We start from the raw sequence: 17,315 nt of genomic DNA, 5'->3' as shown, positions 1-17,315 counted from the left end.
AGGCCAGGGTGGGTGGGGACGACGGCGGGTGGTGACTTTCATCTGAAAGTCACCACCCGCCGTCGTCATTTAAGCTCGTGGCGTTTCACTTGCCCTCGATGGCCGCTTTCGCCGTGGGGTCGGAGTCGTTGAGGAACTTCTCGATCCGCTCCGGCTCGTCAGCCTCTCCGATTGCCGAGGATGCCCGGCCCAGCGAGTAGAGGGCGCGCAGGAAGCCGCGGTTGGGCTCGTGTTCCCATGGGATAGGTCCAACGCCGCGCCAGCCGTTGCGGCGGAGCGAATCCAGGCCGCGGTGGTAGCCCACCCGCGCATAGGCGTAGGAGTCGATAGTGCGCCCCTCCGCCCACGCTTCTTCGGCCAGGATGGCCCACAGGAGCGAGGAAGTGGGGTGCTTCTCCACCAAGTCCAGCGCTTCCTGCCCGGCGTCCAACTGTCCGTACACGTCGGTCTCGGCGGGCAGGAGCGTGGGCTCCGGCCCCATCAGGTTCCGGCGGAACTCGTCCGACATCTAGAAGGTCTTTCCGGCCGAACCGAGCTGCTTGGTGGCTTCCACCACGCGGGCTGCCAGGCCGGCTTCGGCGGAGGCGCCCCAGACGCGGGGGTCGTAGGTCTTCTTGTTTCCCACTTCGCCGTCCACCTTCAGGACGCCGTCGTAGTTCTTGAACATGTGGTCCGCCACGGGACGCGTGTAGGCGTACTGGGTGTCGGTGTCGATGTTCATCTTGATCACGCCGTAGGAAACGGCGTCCGCGATTTCCTGGTCCGAGGAACCGGAGCCGCCGTGGAACACCAGGTCGAACGGGTTCTCCTTGCCGATCTTGGCACCAACCTGGGCCTGGATGTCCTTGAGGATCTCCGGGCGCAGCTTAACGCCGCCGGGCTTGTACACGCCGTGCACGTTGCCGAAGGTCAGGGCGGTGATATAGCGGCCGTTCTCGCCGGCACCCAGGGCGTCGATGGTGGCCAGGGCGTCCTCAACCGTGGTGTACAGCTTGTCGTTGATGGCGTTCTCCACGCCGTCCTCTTCACCGCCGACGGTGCCGATTTCAACCTCGAGGATCATCTTTGCCGCAGCGGTGCGTGCCAGCAGGTCGCGGGCGATCTTCAGGTTCTCCTGCAGGGTTTCGGCGGAGCCGTCCCACATGTGGGAGTTGAACAGCGGGTTGCGGCCGGCCTTGACCTCGGCCTCGGAAGCCTCGAGCAGGGGCAGGACGAAGCCGTCCAGCTTGTCCTTGGGGCAGTGGTCCGTGTGCAGGGCGATGTTCACGCCGTAGTTCTTGGCAACCTCGCGGGCGAAAGCCGCGAAGCCCAGGGAGCCGGCGATCATGTCCTTTGTGGAGGCGCCGGACCAGTAGGCTGCGCCGCCGGTGGAAACCTGGACGATGCCGTCGGACTCGGCCTCAGCGAAGCCGCGGAGGGCAGCGTTCAGCGTCTGCGAGGACGTGACGTTCACGGCCGGGTATGCGAAGCCGCCCGCCTTCGCGCGGTCGATCATCTCGGAGTAGATCTCTGGGGTTGCAATGGGCATGCTGGCTCCTCTGCTGAGTTTCGTCTGTGGGTGGATGACCCTCAAGTAGACCGCTTACGGCTTGGCACCATCCTAGCCATTAGCGGGCCGGGAGTGCTCTGGGTTACGCCCCACCCGCACCCTAACTTCGCAAGCTCAGCCAGGGAACCCTGCGGGCGTGGGCCCACCACCCGTACCCTAGCCGTCCAAAGGGAGCGGCCCTTTCCTAGACAGGCTGGTTGAAGACGTGCCGACGGATCCAGGCGTGCATGGCGATGGCCGCGGCGGAGGCGGCGTTGATGGACCGGGTGGAACCGAACTGCTCAATGGACAGGGTGGCCAGGGCGGCCTGGTGGACTTCCGGGGTCAGGCCCGGCCCCTCCTGTCCGAAGACCAGCACGCAGTCCCGGGGCAGCTCGTAGGTTTCCAGCGGCACGGAGTCCGGGAAGATGTCGATTCCGATGATCGCGAGCCCCTCGCCCTGCGCCCACTGGACGAAGTCCTCAACGGTGGGGTGGTGGCGGACGTGCTGGTAGCGGTCGGTGACCATGGCACCGCGCCGGTTCCACCGCCGTCGTCCGATGATGTGCACTTCCTTGGCGAGGAAGGCGTTGGCGGTGCGCACGACGGTGCCGATGTTCAGGTCGTGCTGCCAATTTTCGATGGCCACGTGGAAGTTGTGCCGCCGCGAGTCCAGCTCCGCAACAATCGCCTCGTGCTTCCAGTACCGGTACTTGTCCAGGACGTTCCGCCGGTCGCCGTCAGCCAGCAGGTCGGGGTCCCAATGGTCGCCTTCGGGCAGTTCGCCTTCCCAGGGCCCGACGCCGACCTCCGCCTTTGCGGGTTCGGCCTCCCCGGGCGTGTGGTCGGGTTCGTCTGTCATGCCGGGCGTTTGGTTCACCCTCCAACACTAGACTGGACTCTTCGGGCAACCATCACAGGCGGAGGCAGGCATGGCAGAAGCAGACGAGGTAACAGGCAACCCCGCGGTTTACCGCAGCGGCCAGGAGATCGAATGCTGGCTGACGGACATGGACGGCGTCCTGGTCCACGAGAACCAGCCCATCCCGGGAGCCGCGGAACTGATCCAGCGCTGGGTGGACACCTCAAAGCGCTTCCTGGTGCTTACCAACAACTCCATTTTCACGCCCCGCGACCTCGCCGCCCGCCTGCGCGCGTCGGGCCTGGAGATTCCGGAAGAGAACATCTGGACCTCCGCCCTCGCCACGGCACAGTTCCTGAAGGACCAGGTGTCCGCCGGGGGCGCTGAATCCGGAAACCGCGCCTACACCATCGGTGAGGCAGGGCTGACGACGGCGTTGCACGAGGCCGGCTTCATCCTCACCGACCAGAGCCCGGACTTCGTGGTGCTCGGCGAGACGCGCACGTACTCTTTCGAAGCGATCACCACCGCCATCCGCCTGATCCTGGCCGGTGCCCGGTTCATCGCCACCAACCCGGATGCCACCGGTCCCTCCAAGGACGGCCCGATGCCCGCCACCGGCGCCATCGCGGCCCTGATCACCAAGGCCACCGGCAGGGAGCCTTACATTGTGGGCAAGCCGAACCCCATGATGTTCCGTTCGGCGATGAACCAGATCGACGCCCATTCAGAAACCACCGCCATGATCGGTGACCGGATGGATACGGACATCATCGCCGGAATGGAGGCCGGACTGCACACGGTCCTGGTCCTGAGCGGCATCACGCACAAGGATGACATCGCGGCGTACCCGTTCCGGCCCAACCAGGTGCTGAACTCGGTGGCGGACCTGAAGAACCAGATCTAGAAGATGCTGACCCGGGAACCGCCCCGGGGCAGGGGGAAGTACTCGTCCAGCAGTTCCTTCACCAGGGGCCGGTAGATCTGCGGATTCCAGCCGGGGCTGGCGTGGGCGGGGGCAGCCCCGGTGGTCTGCAGGTTGCTTGAGACCATGTTGGTCTTGAACACCACGGACCACGTTTCGGATGCGGTCTCGTAGTCCACGGTCCCGTCCTTGGGGTTGCCGATGTAGGCCATCTTGGCTGTGCCAAGATGGCCGGCAAACTGGCTTCCCTCGAAGTGGTAGATGTAGGCGGACTCCGTCTGGACCAGGACGTTGGACGGGGCAATCGGTGACAACTGCTCCAGCGTCTGGTTCAGGATCTGCCGCCAGCTCCGTTCGTCCTTGTGGATGATCCGCTCCCCCAGTTCATAACCGCCGCGGAGGGTGGACGGGAACCTGACGCCGCTCTCGTAGAGGAACACCACGCCGTCGAACCAGCTCTGGTCCAGGACGTCGTGGGCACTGTAGGGGCTGGAGTCCAGGAGAATGAACTGCACCTGGACTCCCTGCAATGCCAGCAGCCGGGCAGCCACCTGCGTTGCCAGCATCCCGCCGAAGCTATGTCCGTAAAAGAAGAGCTTGGTGATCTTCTCTGCGGCGATGTAGTCAGTGATTGCGTTAACCACCTCGGTGATGTTCAGGCCTAGATTGGAGTACCCGACGGCGGCGAGCCGGGCCCGCTTGTTCAGGGCACCGCGCATGGTGTTGAGGATCCACTGCGCCTCCTCCCAGCTGGTTTTGTAACCCGGGAACAGGAACCAGCTGGCGTCCGGGTAATAGGCGTCGGCGAAGTCATCGGGAACAGTCAGGATCCTGGTGCTGCGGCGCTGCGACTGCACGTCGCGGGTCACCAGCATGTCGGCAGCCAGAAGTCCGGACGCGCTGGCACCGGCCAGGAAAGTGCGCCGCGAAAAGCGCTTCAGGGCAGCCGCTTCCACCAGCAGCCGGGCGTCTGGGACCCAGCGCCGGCCCTGCGGACTTACCTCCCCCTCATACGGCACCCTCCTACCGTAAGCCCACCGAAAGTGGCCACTGCAACCGGTTCAGGTAACCGTTTGGTGACGGGAGGGTCAGCTGGCGGCCTGCCCTTCCGCAGCCGGGAACGGCGTGTGGGGTTCCTGCCGGCGGCGGAGGATTTCCAGGCCGATGTCGTTGTAGCGGCCCAGCAGGTCTGCGCCGTCGGGGGCTTCCGGGGTGTCCAGGAGCGCGAAGACAGAGTCACTCGCCTGGAGCAGTTCTTCGTCCGTGTATTCGGTCAGCGGGCGGCCGTACAGTTCCTCGATCCACATGACCGGCAGCTGGGGGAACTCGCCGGCAAACTCGCCGCCGGGAAAGAGTTCACGGACGTCGTCGTCCATCAGGAGCGGCCGGCGGCTGGCGGTGTCCTCCGGGGCCCAGTCATGGGCGGAGGGCGCGAGCTGAAGGCCGACTGAGGCGGAAGGAACACCCAGCAACGAGTTGGTGGCGATGGCGTTGAGATCTGTCCGCAGCCCTGCCAGCGCTGAGGATTCAATGAGCTCGGCCTGCGAAAGGTCAACGCAGATGCGGCAACGGATACCCATTTTTCGGACGCGGCGAATGATGTGGACCAGTTCGGCACGGGTGCCATGGTGAAGGGTCCCCCGGACTTCAATCCGGACGATGTCGGCAGGGACATCCAGGTTAACGAGTGCGTCTAATTCGCGGTCCATAGGTACTCCAAAAGAGGTCTATGGCCGACGGCTCAACCTCGGCAAGCGTACCCCCGTAGGAGCCCCCGCACAACCTGCCCCTCAGGCGCCGGGGCCCGACCCGACCTTTCCTGGCTCCTGATAATAGGTGCGCGCACCGGGACCGCCCACCGAATCAACCAGCGACTTGGCGATGTCCCGCAGCTTGGTGTTGCTGTTGCTGGACGCCTCGGTGAGGATTTCGACGGCGGCCTCCTGGCTGCAGCGGTTTTGCGCCATGACGATGCCCACCGCGATGTCGATGATGGTGCGGGATTCCAGGGTGGCCTTGAGGTTGGTCGCGCTGTCTGCGTGCAGCGAGAACCTGACGGCCAGGCGCAGGGCCTGCGAGATCTCCCGGGTGAAGTCCCTGGCCCTCTCCGCAGCCCGCCCGTCGAACTTGTGCGGGAAATCAGAGTAGAGGTTCAGGGCTGCCCGGGCTTCGCCCTGCAGGTTGAAGGGCAGGGAAAAGACCGAGCGCAGCCCATGGGAGGCAACAGCAGCGGCATAGTCCGGGCCCCACCGGTCCTCCTCCAGCAAGTCCGGAACGTAGACTTCCCGCTCTTCCTTCGCCGCAGTCAGGCACGGACCTTGGGAAAGGGAGTACTGGATTTCGTCCACTTCCCGGGCCGAGGGGCTGCTCCAGCCAATGGTGGCCGCCTTGCGGTCGCGGAGCAGTGTGATGCCGCACAGCGCGTCGTCGCCGTCCCCTGCCATCTGGTGGGCGGAGAACCGGGCGAGTTCGTTGAGAAAATCCTCGAAATCAGCGCTTTCCAGGATCAGGTTCTGCACCTGGTCGGTTGCACTCAAGGGCTGTTCTGGGGGGAGCAAGATGCATGGTCTCCAAGCAACTGAAAAGTGTTAACGCACATCATAAATCAGCGCCAATGGGGGCTCCAAGTGCATTGGCCAGCCCAAAGCCGGCGAGCTGCCCGGCGCCTGATTCGGTCAGGACGACGGAGCGGGGATGCGATCCGCGCTTGAGCCACCCTGACGACAGTGCGTGCCGGGTGAAAAGATCCGGCAGCACGCCGGCGGCATGGTCAACACGTTCGGTCCAGTCCAGGCACGGCCGGACCAAGGGGCGTGGCGGCTTGTCGGGCAACCGCAGGCCAATCGATTCCGCCCAGTCAAACCCGGCCCCGCTCACCTCCCAAGCCGGGGTGATGAACCCACGGGTTTGCCACAGGGCGGTCAGTTTGACCCCCATTGCCCCGGCCAAATGCTGGTAGCAGGTCCGGCCATGTTGCAGCTCCTGCTTATGCCTGCCTCCGCGGTAGGTCGAGGGAACTTCCGGGCCGGGCGAAGGACTGAGCCGGACCATGGCTTCGATCGCGTCGGCTACTTCCTGGTTCTTCAGCCGTACATACCGGTGCCGCCCCTGGCGCACTTCGTCCAGCAGACCGACATCAACGAGGTGGTTCAAATGCGTGGTGGCCGTGCCCTTGCTGATCCGCGCACAGCCGGCAAGTTCTGTGGCTGTCCAGGCCCGGGCATCCATGAGGGCAACCAGGATCCGCGCCCGCGACGCTTCTCCCATCGCCCTGGCTATGAGGGCGAGGTCCTCAGCCCAATACGCTGTCATACAGCCATCCTGCCCGGCGGACAGTTTGTCCCCCCTCAAACCTTCCCCCGGAAAGGATGAAGCCATGTTCACCACGATTTCCCCAAGCGTCCACTACTTCGGATCCCTGGTGGTCCTGCTGACCACCAGCAACCCGGATGGAACCACCAACATCACGCCCATCTCCTCCGCGTGGTCGCTGGGAGACCACTACGTCCTGGGGCTCAGCTCCCATCACCAGGGTTACCGGAACCTGATCCGCACCGGGGAGGTGGTGCTCAATCTTCCCGAGGAAGGCATGGCGCCGGCCATCGAACGGATCTCCATGACCACCGGCAGGGACCCGGTGCCGCCCGTGAAGGGCAGCAGCTACAGCACCGAGCACGACAAATGGGCAGTGGCGGGCTGGGACCCGCTGCCGGGCGTGCGTACCGCTCCCCAACGGATTGCGCAATGTCCCGTCCATATCGAGGCGACCCTGGACAACTCGTGGCCCTTGGAAGCCGACCTGCATGCAATCCATGTGCGCGTCCGGCAGGTGCATGTCCGCGATGACCTGGCGCTCGGTTCCTCCCGTGTGGACGTGCGAACCTGGCGGCCCATCTTCTATACGTTCCGCCACTACTTTGGGAAAGGTAGCCATCTTGGCCAAAACGCAAGGGCGGAGCAGCGGTTCACCGCCCAGACCAGCGGCCCGTCAGGCCGCGGGGTCTAGTCCAGCCCCAGTTCGTCCTTGCCGAACGCGAACAGGTACGGCACGCCGGTTTCGGCTTCGATCTTTTCCTTGGCACCGGTGTCGCGGTCCACGATCACGGCCACTGCCACAACGTTGCCGCCGGCTTTCCGGACGCCTTCGACTGCCGTGAGCGCGGAGCCGCCCGTGGTGGAGGTGTCCTCCAGGACCAGCACCTTGCGGCCATCGACGGAGGGGCCCTCCACCTGGCGGCCCATGCCGTAGGACTTCTGCGCCTTGCGGACCACAAACGCATCGACGGTGCGGCCGGCGTTAGCGGCGGCGTGCATCACGGCGGTGCCCACGGGGTCCGCACCCATGGTCAGCCCGCCGGCGCACTCAAAGTCGATGCCGGCGTCGTCCGCCAGCGCCAGCATGACCTGGCCCACCAGCTTGGACGCCTCGTGGTGCAGCGTGATGCGGCGGAGGTCGATGTAGTAGTCGGCCTCAGCTCCACTGGAAAGGATCACCTTGCCGCGGACCACGGCGAGCTCCTTGATCAGTTCGAGCAGTCGGGCGCGGGCAGCCGCGGTGTCTACCGCAGTGTCAGTGGGCGAAGTCATGGCTTCAAGTTTAGTGGGTGGGCGGACCGTGAGTGGGCGCGCAAACCCCGGCGCATGCTCCGGGCGCGGTCCCAGCGCGATGACGCGCGGGAGCACGCGCTTGACCACGGGGTTGTGGCGGAGGATGAAGAAGATGGCCCGCTGTATCGGGAACCTGCCGCCAGCCCCCTTGCCTGCCAGTGTGTCACCGGACAGCCGCCCCTCGAAGAGCGGAACGAACACCACCCTGTGCATGACGCGCTGCACGGTCTGCACCACCACCGTGGGCATGCGGCGGCGGCGCTGGATCGCGGCAAGGGTTTTGGTGCGCACGTATCCCCGGCGAAGGTCCGGGGCCAGCCGTTCCGCGGCCGCCACTGCGTCCTGGATGGCGAGGTTGATCCCCACTCCCCCGGCGGGGGACATCGCGTGCGCCGCGTCCCCAATGCACAGGAAGCCGTCCACATACCATCGGCGCAGGCGGTTCAGTTTGACGTCCAGCCAGTGCAGGTCCTCCACGCTGCGGATGGACTCGACGCGGTCCGCGAGGTCCGGGCGGAGCGCCGCCACCCGCTGCCGGAACCGGTCCACACCATTGGAGCGAATCAGGGCGTCGGAACCCTTGGGGGCGAGATAGCCCATCTGGTAGTACTTGGTGCGGTTGAGGGCGATCATGGCGTCCCGGTCGCCGATGGCGGGCACCACCCCGGCAACTTCACCTTTCTCGGAGGCGTGGCGTGGGAGCGTGAACCACCAAACGTCGAAAGGCACGGGATACTCCTTGGTCCGCATCCCGGCCGCCTGGCGCAGCACCGAATGCCGTCCATCCGCGGCCACCACCACGTCGGCGTGCAGCACCTGCTCGCCGGTGGCTCCGGCCCTGCGGCAGCGCACTCCGGTGACCCGCCCGCCGTCGAACTCCAAACCCGTTGCTTCGGTTTCCAGGAGCAATGTGAACGTCGGTTCCTCCGCGGCCGCGGACGCGAGGAAATCCAGGAAGTCCCACTGGGGCATCATAGCCACGTAGTTGTACGGGGGTTTCAGGGAGTCGAAGGCGGCAAGGGTGACCAGGCCGGTGCCGGGGACCGGGACGGCTACATTGCTCAGGCGGCTTTGCGGCAGGGCGCGGAACCCCGCGCCCAAACCCAGTTCGTCGATCAGCCGGACAGTGGAGGCATGCACCGTGTCACCGCGGAAGTCCCGCAGGAAATCGCGGTGCTTTTCCAGGACCGTTACGTGCACCCCGGCCCGGGCCAGCAGCAGGCCCAGCATCATCCCCGCCGGGCCCCCGCCCACCACGGCACACCCCGTCCGCTTCATGGCAATACGCTACGCCCCACAGAACCCTCGTGGAACAGTTGAGGGTTGTTGACAGCGCTGGCTAGGCTGGACCACATGCGCGAACTCCAGGCCAAGATCATTGCAGAAATGGGCGTCCAGCCCCGGATCGATCCAGCAGGGGAGGTGCGCAAACGCGTTACGTTCCTCAAGGAATACCTCAAGGCCACCGGCACCAAGGGTTTTGTCCTGGGCATCTCGGGTGGGCTGGATTCATCCCTCGCGGGGAAGCTTGCCCAGCTGGCAGTCGATGAGCTTGAGGCCGAGGGCGTCGAAGCCAATTTCGTGGCCGTCCGCCTGCCCTACGGGGTGCAGCACGACGAGGAAGACGCCCAGGCGGCCCTGGACTTCATCAAGGCCAAGACGGAATGGACCTTCAACATCTCCGCGGCCGTGGACGGTTTCGAGGAAGAGTTCGAAAAGACCGTGGGCTCGGAGATCTCCGACTTCCACAAGGGCAATACCAAGGCCCGCACCCGCATGACGGCCCAGTATGCGCTGGCCGGCGAGTTCAACTACCTGGTGCTCGGCACGGACCACGGCGCCGAATCCGTCACCGGGTTCTTCACCAAGTACGGCGACGGCGGCGCGGACATCCTGCCCCTGTTCGGCCTCAACAAGCGCCAGAACCGTGCCCTCCTGGCCGAGCTGGGAGCGCCGGCGCGCGTTTGGGAGAAGGTGCCCACCGCCGACCTGCTGGACGACCGGCCGGGCCGCACGGACGAAGACGAGCTGGGCATCAGCTACGACCAGATCGACGACTACCTCGAAGGCCGCGAGATTCCGGACGCCGTGGCCGAGTCGATCGAGCAGAAGTACCTGCGGACCCGCCACAAGCGCACCGTGCCGGTGACCATCTTCGACACGTGGTGGAAGGAAGAAGGCCCGGAGGAGCCCCGGGCAGGACTGTAGCCAACTCCTGAAGCTGATTCTCCCCACCTTTGGGGCGTACGACGGCGGGTCGCACCGGAAAAGCGCGGGCCGCCGTCGTCGTTCCAGGCCAAAGCCGGGGAGACTCAGCGGGTGCGCCGCCCACCGTCGCCTCCCCCGCCCAGCTGCTGGGTGATTCGATGCGCTTCCGCCATCAGCAGGCCACCCAGCTCCTCCTGCCGCTCGGGCTTGAAGCGCGGCTCGATGCCGGTCAGGGACAGCGCCCAGGCAGGCTTCCCGGATTGGTCGAACACGGTGGCACCCATTCCCCAGCTTCCCTCCAGGACCAGCCCGGGGTTCACCGAGTAGCCGGCCAGCCTGGTGCGGGCCAGGTTCTCCCGCACCAGTTGCGGGGTGTGGTTCGCGGCGAAGGCTCCGGCGTGTTCGCTCCAGTGGGCCAGCAGTTCCTCCTGCTCGCTCTTCGGCAGGAAGGCCAGGATGGCGGTTCCGGCCGAAGCTACCCCCAGCGGGAACCGGACGCCTTCGTGCAGGACGAAGGACCGGACCGGGAAGCTGCCTTCTTCACGCAGCAGGCAGACCGTCTCCGCCCCGCGCCGGATTGAGAAAAAGGCGCTCTCTCCCGTTGCCTGTGCAAGCCGGCGGAGGCTGGGCCGGGCAATGTCCTCCATGGGAAACCGGGCCGAAGCAACCGACCCCATCAACAGGACTTCCGGTCCCAGCACCCAGTTGCCCGTGACCGGGTCGTGGTCCAGGAGGCCTTCCGCCGCCAGCGAGGCCAGGAGCCGGTGGACCGTGGGCCGGGTGAGGCCCGATTCCCGGACCAGGCCGGCAAGCGGCATTCCTTCGGCGCTCCGCCCCACCAAACGCAGCAGCCCTGCGATCCGTGCCACGACCTGGGCACCCTGAACCGGCGCGGCTGCCATAAACCCTCCCGTGTCCACAATATGGATGCTTTTCATCCTACTGTCCATACTGTAATGCCTTCCATAGTGATTCTTGACACTCTTGACCACGCGCCCGTAGTCTCCAAACTCAGATCCAGGCGTCCACTAAGTGGACGCCACTGCGCTCAACGAGGAGACGTCATGAAGAAACTCCAGGCTTCTGCCGCCGCCGCCCTGGAAGGGGCTTTGCAGGACGGCATCACCCTCGCCGTCGGCGGGTTTGGCCTCAGCGGCATTCCAGCCGATCTGATCGAGGCCGTCAGGGATTCCGGTGTCCGGGAGCTCACCGTCGTGTCCAACAACATGGGCGTTGACGGCAAGGGCCTGGGCGTCCTCATCGAGGCGGGCCAGGTCCGCAAGGTGATTGCCTCCTACGTGGGCGAAAACAAACTGTTCGCCGAGCAGTACCTCGCCGGCAAGCTCGAGGTGGAATTCACCCCGCAGGGCACCCTCGCCGAGCGGCTCCGCGCCGGCGGCGCCGGCATCCCGGCCTTCTACACCAAGACCGGCGTGGGCACCCTGGTTGCCGAAGGCAAGCCGCACGAGGTGTTCGACGGCGAAAAGTACGTCCAGGAGCGCGCCATCGTGGCCGACGTCGCCCTGGTCCACGCCCATACCGCGGACACGGACGGCAACCTCATCTATCGCTACACCGCCCGGAACTTCAACCCGGTGGTGGCAACGGCGGGGATCCTCACGGTCGCGGAGGCGGAAGTGATCGTGGAGCCCGGCCAGCTGGACCCCAACCACATCGTCACCCCCGGCGTCTTTGTCCAGCGGCTGGTCCAGGCAACGGACCGGGTCAAGGACATTGAGCAGCGGACCGTCCGGCAGCGCGCCGGACTTGTCCCGGCCTAACCGTCACAGCCGCCAGACCCCGCCGCCTATAGGACGCCTGAAGGGCGCCGCGCCTAAAAGGGCTCCTGCAGCCACTACTCAATGGAGAGAAACACTGTCATGACCACCGCGCAATTGAACCACCAGGATGTCCGCCAGAAGGGCTTGGCCCGGATGGCTGAAAAGCTGGCCGGGTGGACGCAGAAGTGGTTCCCGGATGCCTATATCTTTGCCTTGGCGGGCGTACTGCTGGTGGCAATCGCGGCGCTGGCCATCGGCGCCTCACCCAAGGCCGTGGTGGATTCCTTCGGTAACGGGTTCTGGGACCTCACCGCGTTCACCCTGCAGATGGCCATGGTGGTGTTGACCGGCTACGTCGTGGCGACGTCCCCGCCGGTGGCCCGGCTGATCGACCGCCTGGCGCAGGTTCCCGGCTCCGCCCGCTCCGCCGTCAGCTTCGTGGCCGTCCTGTCCATGTCGGTGTCATTCGTCAACTGGGGCTTGAGCCTGATCTTCGGCGGCCTCCTGGCGCGTGCCGTGGCCCGGCGGGCGGACCTCCACGTCGACTACCGGGCCCTCGGTGCAGCGGCCTTCATGGGTCTGGGCGCAGTCTGGGCCCTGGGGATGTCCTCCTCCGCAGCCCAGCTGCAGGCCACCAAGGCCTCCATCCCGCCGGCACTGCTGAAGATCACGGGCGTCCTTGACTTCGGAACCACCATCTTCACCTGGCAGTCCCTGCTGACCCTGGCCATCCTGATGCTGCTGACCACGGTCATTGCGCACTTTTCCGCCCCGACGGGAAGTGCGGTGAAGACCGCGGCCGATCTCGGCGTCGACCTCGATGACCAGCCCGAACCGCCGGCCGAAAAGTCCCGGCCCGGCGAATGGCTGGAATACAGCAGGATCCTGCCCATCCTGGCCGGCGTACTGACCCTGGGCTGGCTGGTGTCCCAGCTGATGACCCTGCCCATCCTGAGCGTTGTCAGCTCGCTCAACGGCTACCTGCTGGTCTTCCTGATGCTGGGGCTGGTGCTGCACGGAACACCGCGCAAGTTCCTCCAGTCAGTCACCAAAGCCGTCCCTGCCACGGCAGGCATCCTGGTGCAGTTTCCGCTCTACGCCGCCATGGCCGCCATCCTTACCAAGGCCACCGGCGCCGGCGGCCTCTCAGTGTCGGAGCACCTTGCCCACTTCTTCACCAGCATCGGCGGAAACGGGGCGTTCGCCGTCATCATCGCAATCTATACGGCCCTCCTGGGCATGTTCGTGCCGTCGGGCGGCGGAAAGTGGCTGGTGGAGGCACCGTACGTCATGCAGTCCGCCACAGACGTGAACATGAACCTCGGCTGGACCGTGCAGATCTACAACATGGCCGAAGCTCTGCCCAACCTCGTCAACCCGTTCTTCATGCTGCCGCTGCTGGCGGTCCTGGGCCTGCGCGCCCGGGACCTGGTGGGCTTCACCTTCCAGCAGTTCCTGTTCCACCTGCCGGTGGTCCTGCTGCTGGCCTGGCTGCTGGGGATGACGTTCCAGTTCGTGCCGCCGGTGATACCCAACTGAGTCAGCTAAGAGATTAAGGAGAAACCCCATGGGATGGACCAGGGATGAAATGGCCGCCATCGCGGCCGAGGAACTGAACGACGGCGACTACGTCAACCTGGGGATCGGCATCCCCACGCTGGTGGCCAACAACCTGCCCGAGGGCGTGCGGGTGGTCCTGCAGAGCGAGAACGGCCTGCTGGGCATGGGACCGTTCCCGTACGAAGGCGACGAGGACGCGGACCTGATCAACGCCGGCAAGCAGACGGTCACGGTGCTGCCCGGCGGGAGCATCTTCGATTCCGCCACCTCCTTCGGGATGATCCGCGGCGGGCACGTCAAGGTGGCCATCCTGGGCGCCATGCAGGTCTCCGGCAACGGTGACCTGGCCAACTGGACCATCCCGGGCAAGATGGTCAAGGGCATGGGCGGGGCCATGGACCTGGTCGCCGGCACCCCGCGCGTGGTGGTCCTCACCGAGCACAACGCCAAGGACGGCACCGCGAAAATCGTCCGCGAGTGCACCTTGCCGCTGACCGGCCTCAGCTGCGTGGACCGGATCATCAGCGACCTGGCCGTCTTCGACCTGCACAAGACTGACGACGGCGGGCGGCAGCTCACGCTCACCCGGCTGGCGCCGGGGGTCACAGTGGAGGAGATCCGGGAAAAGACCGAAGCCGGCTTTGAGGTCAGGCTCGAGAATGAGGAAGTGGCAGCATGAGCCTGAAGGAACAGTTCGGCAAGGACGTCCTGCTCACCGGCTGGGGCCACAGCCGGTTTGGGAAGCTGACGGAGGAGACGCTTGAGTCCCTGATCGTCCAGGTGGCCACCGAAGCGATTGGCAACGCCGGGATCGAGCCCGGGCAGATCGACGAGATCTACGTGGGCCAGTTCAATTCGGGCATGATGCCGCTGGCGTTCCCGTCCTCGCTGGCCCTGCAGGTCTCGCCGGATCTGGCTAATGTACCCTCCACGCGCGTGGAGAATGCCTGCGCCTCGGGTTCGGCCGCGTTCCAGCAGGGCACCAAGTCGCTGCTGGCTGGGACCGCGAAGACTGTGCTGGTCATTGGCGCGGAGAAGATGACCCACGCCGGCGCCGACGTTGTGGGCGCGGCCCTGCTCGGGGCCGACTACGACATGGCCGGCAAACCCTCCACGACAGGCTTCACCGGCCTCTTCGCGGAGGTGGCCAAGCACTACGAGAAGCGTTACGGGCCGGTGTCCGACGTGTTGGGCACCATTGCAGCGAAGAACCACCGCAACGGCGTGGACAACCCGTACGCCCAGCTCCGGAAGGACCTTGGCGAGGAGTTCTGCCAGACCGTTTCGGACAAGAACCCCATGGTCGCCGATCCGCTGCGCCGCACCGACTGTTCCCCGGTCTCCGACGGCGCTGCTGCCGTGGTGCTCAGCGTGGCGCCCACGGGTGGTGCCACCGCACCGGTGCGGCTCGCCGGCTTCGGCCAGGCCAACGACTTCTTCCCCACCGACCGCAGGGACCCCACCGCCTTCGCCGCGACCCGCGCCTCCTGGCAGCGCGCCTTGGGCATGGCCGGCGTTGGACTGGAGGACCTGGACTTCGCCGAGGTGCACGACTGCTTCACTATCGCGGAGCTGCTCATGTACGAGGCCATCGGCCTGACCGAACCCGGCCAAGGCGCCCGCGCGGTCAAGGAAGGCTGGGTCTTCAAGGACGGCAAGCTTCCCGTCAACGTCTCGGGCGGCCTCAAATCCAAGGGCCACCCGGTGGGGGCCACCGGAGTCTCGCAGCACGTCATCAGTGCAATGCAGCTCACCGGAACCGCCGGTGACATGCAGTTGGCCAACGCGCGCCGGGCAGCCGTGCAGAACATGGGCGGCGTCGGCATCGCCAACTACGTCAGCGTGCTTGAAGCGGTGTAGCTGGCGGCTTCGCTGAATTTCCCCGGCTTTCACGGCCGACGGCGGCGCGTGGCACCAAAAGTGCGGCACGCCGCCGTCGTCATCCAGTCAAAGGTGGGGAATTTCGGCGGTTCGGCAAACCAAAGCGCTGGCCCCGCCCGCTGATCAGCGCTGCCCGCCACGTCCGCCCCCGCCGCCAAGGTCAACTGCAGGACCTCGTTGAAGCCTTCTGGCGCACATCTACGCCAAGCTCGGAGTGGATACACGAGCCGCCGCTATTGCCACCGCGATCTGCCGCGAGGGCATGCGCTGACGGGCTTTCTCGCGGTTACCCTTGCACCACGGCCTTGCGCCCCGTACGTTTGGGGACAGTGGGGGATTAACTCCCGCGCACTCCGGGACGATCCCCGGGGAGAGAATCAGAGTCACATGAAGGAATGCAGCCATGGCAACAGGCACAGTTAAATGGTTCAACGCCGAAAAGGGTTTTGGCTTCATTGCCCCCGATGACGGGTCCGCTGACGTTTTCGCCCACTACTCGGCAATCGCCACCAGCGGCTACCGCTCACTGGACGAGAACCAGAAGGTCGAATTCGATGTGACCCAGGGCCCCAAGGGCCCGCAGGCAGAGAACATCCGCCCGCTTTAGTCTTCGGCGGCCTCCGGCATTAGCCGCGGACCCCATCCAGCGGCCTCTCCACCACAAGGTGGAGAGGCCGCTGTTTTTGTCGACGCTGCCCCCTCCCTGCGCGGCGGCGCCCTGCGGTTCCGGTTTTGGGATAATTGACCCATGACCGGACAGGACCAGGACAGGGATCCGTGGGAGGAGTTCGATTCCCTGGGGCCCGCTATACCTGACCGCGTCCCTGGCCAGCCCGGCGGGGAGCCTCACGGCTTCGGATTCCGGACCGGCGTGCGCAGCGCCCGGGTGGCCGTCGGGTTCGCCATCTACGCGCTCGCCCTGGGCACCATCCTTGCCCTGACGGGATGCATCGTCTTCATTGCCCGGCAGCAGTGGCTGCTCATGGGCCTGATGCTGTTGTTCGAAGCGGTCTTTATTTTCGCGTTCACGCGGCTGGTGGCCCAGGCCCGGCACCGCAGGCCCCGGGACCGGCACGCCAAGTAATCCCGCTGGCGGCTGCCATCGACCGGCGGTTGACCTTGACGCAGCGTCAAACCCTAGGCTCGAAGCATGGAAGAACCACCAGGACGCGCGGGCAGGGACTGGTCCATCCAGGAGGTGGCCAGGATTGCCGGTACCACCAGCCGCACGCTGAGACACTATGACGACATCGGCCTGCTGAAACCCAGCCGGGTGGGCAGCAACGGTTACCGCTATTACGACGGCACCGCGCTCCTCCAGCTGCAGCGCATCCTTTTGCTGCGCGGGCTGGGCCTGGGCCTGCCCGCCATCCAGGAGGTCTTCCACCGCCACGCCGACCCCGTTGCGGCGCTCACCCGGCATCTCGATTGGCTGGGCCAGGAGCAGCGCCGGCTGGCCCTGCAGGCAGAGTCGGTGCGGCAGACCATTGAAACAGTGAGGGCAGGAGGCCAACTGGTGGCAGAGAAAATGTTCGAGGGCTTCGATCACAGCAAGTACAAGGATGAGGTCGAGGAGCGCTGGGGCAAGGACGCCTACGCAAGGTCAGATGCGTGGTGGCGTGGCATGTTTGCAGCGGAAAAGCGGGAGTGGAAGTCCGCGGCGGAGGAACTGGGCCGGGACTGGACGGCGGCCGCCGCGGCGGGAGCAGCGCCGGACGGAGCGGACGCCCACGATCTGGCACGGCGGCACCTTGCCTGGCTGAAGTCCATCCCCGGTACGCCTGCTGCCGGCAACGGAGACCTTCGTAAGTACGTGCTCGGGTTGGCTGACATGTACGTGGCGGACCCGCGCTTCGCCGCCAACTACGGAGGAGAGCAGGGAGCACGCTTCGTGCAGGCAGCGCTGCACGCTTACGTCGACTCGTCCCTGTAAAGACCGGGGGGACGCGGGACGTTGGGTCA

The 17,315-nt window shown here is 65.9% G+C and carries 19 protein-coding genes and 2 pseudogenes; 11 read left to right on the top strand and 10 right to left on the bottom strand.

Translation table 11 applies throughout. The annotated features are described in order from the left end of the window. Nucleotides 1–85 precede the first annotated feature (85 nt). The 3 genes from ACIGJD_RS02560 to ACIGJD_RS02550 all read right to left on the bottom strand — a co-directional run bounded on the left by ACIGJD_RS02560 (nucleotide 86) and on the right by ACIGJD_RS02550 (nucleotide 2,390). Nucleotides 86–508, bottom strand: coding sequence for a DUF3151 domain-containing protein (locus tag ACIGJD_RS02560; protein ID WP_483688159.1), 423 nt, complete (start codon nucleotides 506–508; stop codon nucleotides 86–88). Next, nucleotides 509–1,528, bottom strand: a complete 1,020-nt coding sequence (gene fbaA, locus ACIGJD_RS02555; protein WP_483688158.1) for a class II fructose-bisphosphate aldolase — start codon at nucleotides 1,526–1,528, stop codon at nucleotides 509–511. It lies immediately after the preceding gene. A 205-nt stretch (nucleotides 1,529–1,733) separates the two neighbouring features. Further along, nucleotides 1,734–2,390 carry a TrmH family RNA methyltransferase gene (locus ACIGJD_RS02550; RefSeq protein WP_483688157.1) on the bottom strand — a complete coding sequence of 219 codons (657 nt, stop codon included), beginning with the start codon at nucleotides 2,388–2,390 and terminating at the stop codon, nucleotides 1,734–1,736. Nucleotides 2,391–2,460: 70 nt separating this feature from the next. Here ACIGJD_RS02550 and ACIGJD_RS02545 point away from each other — a divergent pair, with 70 nt between their 5' ends. Then, nucleotides 2,461–3,297 carry an HAD-IIA family hydrolase gene (locus ACIGJD_RS02545; RefSeq protein WP_483688156.1) on the top strand — a complete coding sequence of 279 codons (837 nt, stop codon included), beginning with the start codon at nucleotides 2,461–2,463 and terminating at the stop codon, nucleotides 3,295–3,297. Here ACIGJD_RS02545 and ACIGJD_RS02540 read toward each other — a convergent pair. The 4 genes from ACIGJD_RS02540 to ACIGJD_RS02525 form a co-directional block, all read right to left on the bottom strand. Then, complete coding sequence (locus tag ACIGJD_RS02540) at nucleotides 3,294–4,334, bottom strand: alpha/beta fold hydrolase (RefSeq protein ID WP_483688155.1); 1,041 nt, start codon at nucleotides 4,332–4,334, stop codon at nucleotides 3,294–3,296. The genes ACIGJD_RS02545 and ACIGJD_RS02540 overlap by 4 nt on opposite strands. Nucleotides 4,335–4,403: 69 nt before the next feature. After that, nucleotides 4,404–5,024, bottom strand: a complete 621-nt coding sequence (locus ACIGJD_RS02535) for a hypothetical protein (RefSeq protein ID WP_483688154.1) — start codon at nucleotides 5,022–5,024, stop codon at nucleotides 4,404–4,406. Between the two features lie 81 nt (nucleotides 5,025–5,105). Further along, nucleotides 5,106–5,852: a GAF and ANTAR domain-containing protein gene (locus tag ACIGJD_RS02530; protein ID WP_483688153.1), complete on the bottom strand. Its 747-nt coding sequence runs from the start codon at nucleotides 5,850–5,852 to the stop codon at nucleotides 5,106–5,108. 61 nt (nucleotides 5,853–5,913) lie between these two features. After that, nucleotides 5,914–6,627, bottom strand: coding sequence for an ArsR/SmtB family transcription factor (locus ACIGJD_RS02525; protein ID WP_483688152.1), 714 nt, complete (start codon nucleotides 6,625–6,627; stop codon nucleotides 5,914–5,916). 64 nt (nucleotides 6,628–6,691) lie between these two features. Here ACIGJD_RS02525 and ACIGJD_RS02520 point away from each other — a divergent pair, with 64 nt between their 5' ends. Further along, entirely contained in the window at nucleotides 6,692–7,321 is a 630-nt protein-coding gene (locus tag ACIGJD_RS02520) for a flavin reductase family protein (protein ID WP_483688151.1), read from the top strand. On the opposite strand, the gene pyrE is transcribed toward ACIGJD_RS02520, so the two are convergent. Beyond that, the gene (pyrE, locus tag ACIGJD_RS02515) at nucleotides 7,318–7,902 is read right to left on the bottom strand and encodes an orotate phosphoribosyltransferase (RefSeq protein ID WP_483689411.1); all 585 of its coding nucleotides are present in this window, start codon (nucleotides 7,900–7,902) and stop codon (nucleotides 7,318–7,320) included. The genes ACIGJD_RS02520 and pyrE overlap by 4 nt on opposite strands. A 96-nt stretch (nucleotides 7,903–7,998) precedes the next feature. Further along, nucleotides 7,999–9,153: pseudogene (locus ACIGJD_RS02510) on the bottom strand (FAD-dependent oxidoreductase); the annotation flags it as partial. 123 nt (nucleotides 9,154–9,276) lie between these two features. Between ACIGJD_RS02510 and nadE the strand changes: the two are divergent. Further along, a complete protein-coding gene (gene nadE, locus ACIGJD_RS02505; RefSeq protein WP_483688150.1) occupies nucleotides 9,277–10,131 on the top strand; it encodes an ammonia-dependent NAD(+) synthetase in 855 nt (284 codons plus the stop codon). Between the two features lie 104 nt (nucleotides 10,132–10,235). On the opposite strand, the gene ACIGJD_RS02500 is transcribed toward nadE, so the two are convergent. Continuing rightward, nucleotides 10,236–11,033, bottom strand: coding sequence for an IclR family transcriptional regulator (locus ACIGJD_RS02500; protein ID WP_483689410.1), 798 nt, complete (start codon nucleotides 11,031–11,033; stop codon nucleotides 10,236–10,238). Between the two features lie 162 nt (nucleotides 11,034–11,195). Between ACIGJD_RS02500 and ACIGJD_RS02495 the strand changes: the two genes are divergently transcribed. The 8 genes and pseudogenes from ACIGJD_RS02495 (at nucleotide 11,196) to ACIGJD_RS02460 (ending at nucleotide 17,286) form a co-directional block, all read left to right on the top strand. Further along, on the top strand, nucleotides 11,196–11,912 hold the full coding sequence (locus tag ACIGJD_RS02495) for a CoA transferase subunit A (protein ID WP_483688149.1): 717 nt from the start codon (nucleotides 11,196–11,198) through the stop codon (nucleotides 11,910–11,912). Nucleotides 11,913–12,011: 99 nt separating this feature from the next. Then, nucleotides 12,012–13,451, top strand: a complete 1,440-nt coding sequence (locus ACIGJD_RS02490) for a short-chain fatty acid transporter (protein WP_483688148.1) — start codon at nucleotides 12,012–12,014, stop codon at nucleotides 13,449–13,451. Between the two features lie 28 nt (nucleotides 13,452–13,479). After that, complete coding sequence (locus tag ACIGJD_RS02485; protein WP_483688147.1) at nucleotides 13,480–14,151, top strand: CoA transferase subunit B; 672 nt, start codon at nucleotides 13,480–13,482, stop codon at nucleotides 14,149–14,151. Beyond that, the gene (locus ACIGJD_RS02480; RefSeq protein WP_483688146.1) at nucleotides 14,148–15,332 is read left to right on the top strand and encodes an acetyl-CoA acetyltransferase; all 1,185 of its coding nucleotides are present in this window, start codon (nucleotides 14,148–14,150) and stop codon (nucleotides 15,330–15,332) included. The genes ACIGJD_RS02485 and ACIGJD_RS02480 overlap by 4 nt, the downstream gene beginning before the upstream one ends. A gap of 208 nt (nucleotides 15,333–15,540) precedes the next feature. After that, nucleotides 15,541–15,624 (top strand): annotated as a pseudogene (locus ACIGJD_RS02475) (DNA-binding response regulator); the annotation flags it as partial. 132 nt (nucleotides 15,625–15,756) lie between these two features. Further along, a complete protein-coding gene (locus tag ACIGJD_RS02470) occupies nucleotides 15,757–15,960 on the top strand; it encodes a cold-shock protein (RefSeq protein WP_009357211.1) in 204 nt (67 codons plus the stop codon). Between the two features lie 141 nt (nucleotides 15,961–16,101). Next, nucleotides 16,102–16,437: a hypothetical protein gene (locus ACIGJD_RS02465; protein ID WP_483688145.1), complete on the top strand. Its 336-nt coding sequence runs from the start codon at nucleotides 16,102–16,104 to the stop codon at nucleotides 16,435–16,437. A 66-nt stretch (nucleotides 16,438–16,503) separates the two neighbouring features. Beyond that, nucleotides 16,504–17,286 carry a MerR family transcriptional regulator gene (locus ACIGJD_RS02460; protein ID WP_483688144.1) on the top strand — a complete coding sequence of 261 codons (783 nt, stop codon included), beginning with the start codon at nucleotides 16,504–16,506 and terminating at the stop codon, nucleotides 17,284–17,286. Nucleotides 17,287–17,315: the final 29 nt, after the last annotated feature.

The sequence above is a fragment of the Arthrobacter sp. E1SS-5 genome (assembly GCF_057073715.1).
Note: the sequence above shows the minus strand (reverse complement) of the source record. Positions and strands in the feature narration are given on the sequence as shown.

Coding starts and splice junctions, on each gene's coding strand:
- ACIGJD_RS02560 (WP_483688159.1), bottom strand. CDS start 508: ATGTCGGACGAGTTCCGCCGGAACCTGATGGGGCCGGAGCCCACGCTC.
- fbaA (WP_483688158.1), bottom strand. CDS start 1,528: ATGCCCATTGCAACCCCAGAGATCTACTCCGAGATGATCGACCGCGCG.
- ACIGJD_RS02550 (WP_483688157.1), bottom strand. CDS start 2,390: ATGACAGACGAACCCGACCACACGCCCGGGGAGGCCGAACCCGCAAAG.
- ACIGJD_RS02545 (WP_483688156.1), top strand. CDS start 2,461: ATGGCAGAAGCAGACGAGGTAACAGGCAACCCCGCGGTTTACCGCAGC.
- ACIGJD_RS02535 (WP_483688154.1), bottom strand. CDS start 5,024: ATGGACCGCGAATTAGACGCACTCGTTAACCTGGATGTCCCTGCCGAC.
- ACIGJD_RS02525 (WP_483688152.1), bottom strand. CDS start 6,627: ATGACAGCGTATTGGGCTGAGGACCTCGCCCTCATAGCCAGGGCGATG.
- ACIGJD_RS02520 (WP_483688151.1), top strand. CDS start 6,692: ATGTTCACCACGATTTCCCCAAGCGTCCACTACTTCGGATCCCTGGTG.
- pyrE (WP_483689411.1), bottom strand. CDS start 7,902: ATGACTTCGCCCACTGACACTGCGGTAGACACCGCGGCTGCCCGCGCC.
- nadE (WP_483688150.1), top strand. CDS start 9,277: ATGCGCGAACTCCAGGCCAAGATCATTGCAGAAATGGGCGTCCAGCCC.
- ACIGJD_RS02500 (WP_483689410.1), bottom strand. CDS start 11,033: ATGGCAGCCGCGCCGGTTCAGGGTGCCCAGGTCGTGGCACGGATCGCA.
- ACIGJD_RS02495 (WP_483688149.1), top strand. CDS start 11,196: ATGAAGAAACTCCAGGCTTCTGCCGCCGCCGCCCTGGAAGGGGCTTTG.
- ACIGJD_RS02490 (WP_483688148.1), top strand. CDS start 12,012: ATGACCACCGCGCAATTGAACCACCAGGATGTCCGCCAGAAGGGCTTG.
- ACIGJD_RS02485 (WP_483688147.1), top strand. CDS start 13,480: ATGGGATGGACCAGGGATGAAATGGCCGCCATCGCGGCCGAGGAACTG.
- ACIGJD_RS02480 (WP_483688146.1), top strand. CDS start 14,148: ATGAGCCTGAAGGAACAGTTCGGCAAGGACGTCCTGCTCACCGGCTGG.
- ACIGJD_RS02470 (WP_009357211.1), top strand. CDS start 15,757: ATGGCAACAGGCACAGTTAAATGGTTCAACGCCGAAAAGGGTTTTGGC.
- ACIGJD_RS02465 (WP_483688145.1), top strand. CDS start 16,102: ATGACCGGACAGGACCAGGACAGGGATCCGTGGGAGGAGTTCGATTCC.
- ACIGJD_RS02460 (WP_483688144.1), top strand. CDS start 16,504: ATGGAAGAACCACCAGGACGCGCGGGCAGGGACTGGTCCATCCAGGAG.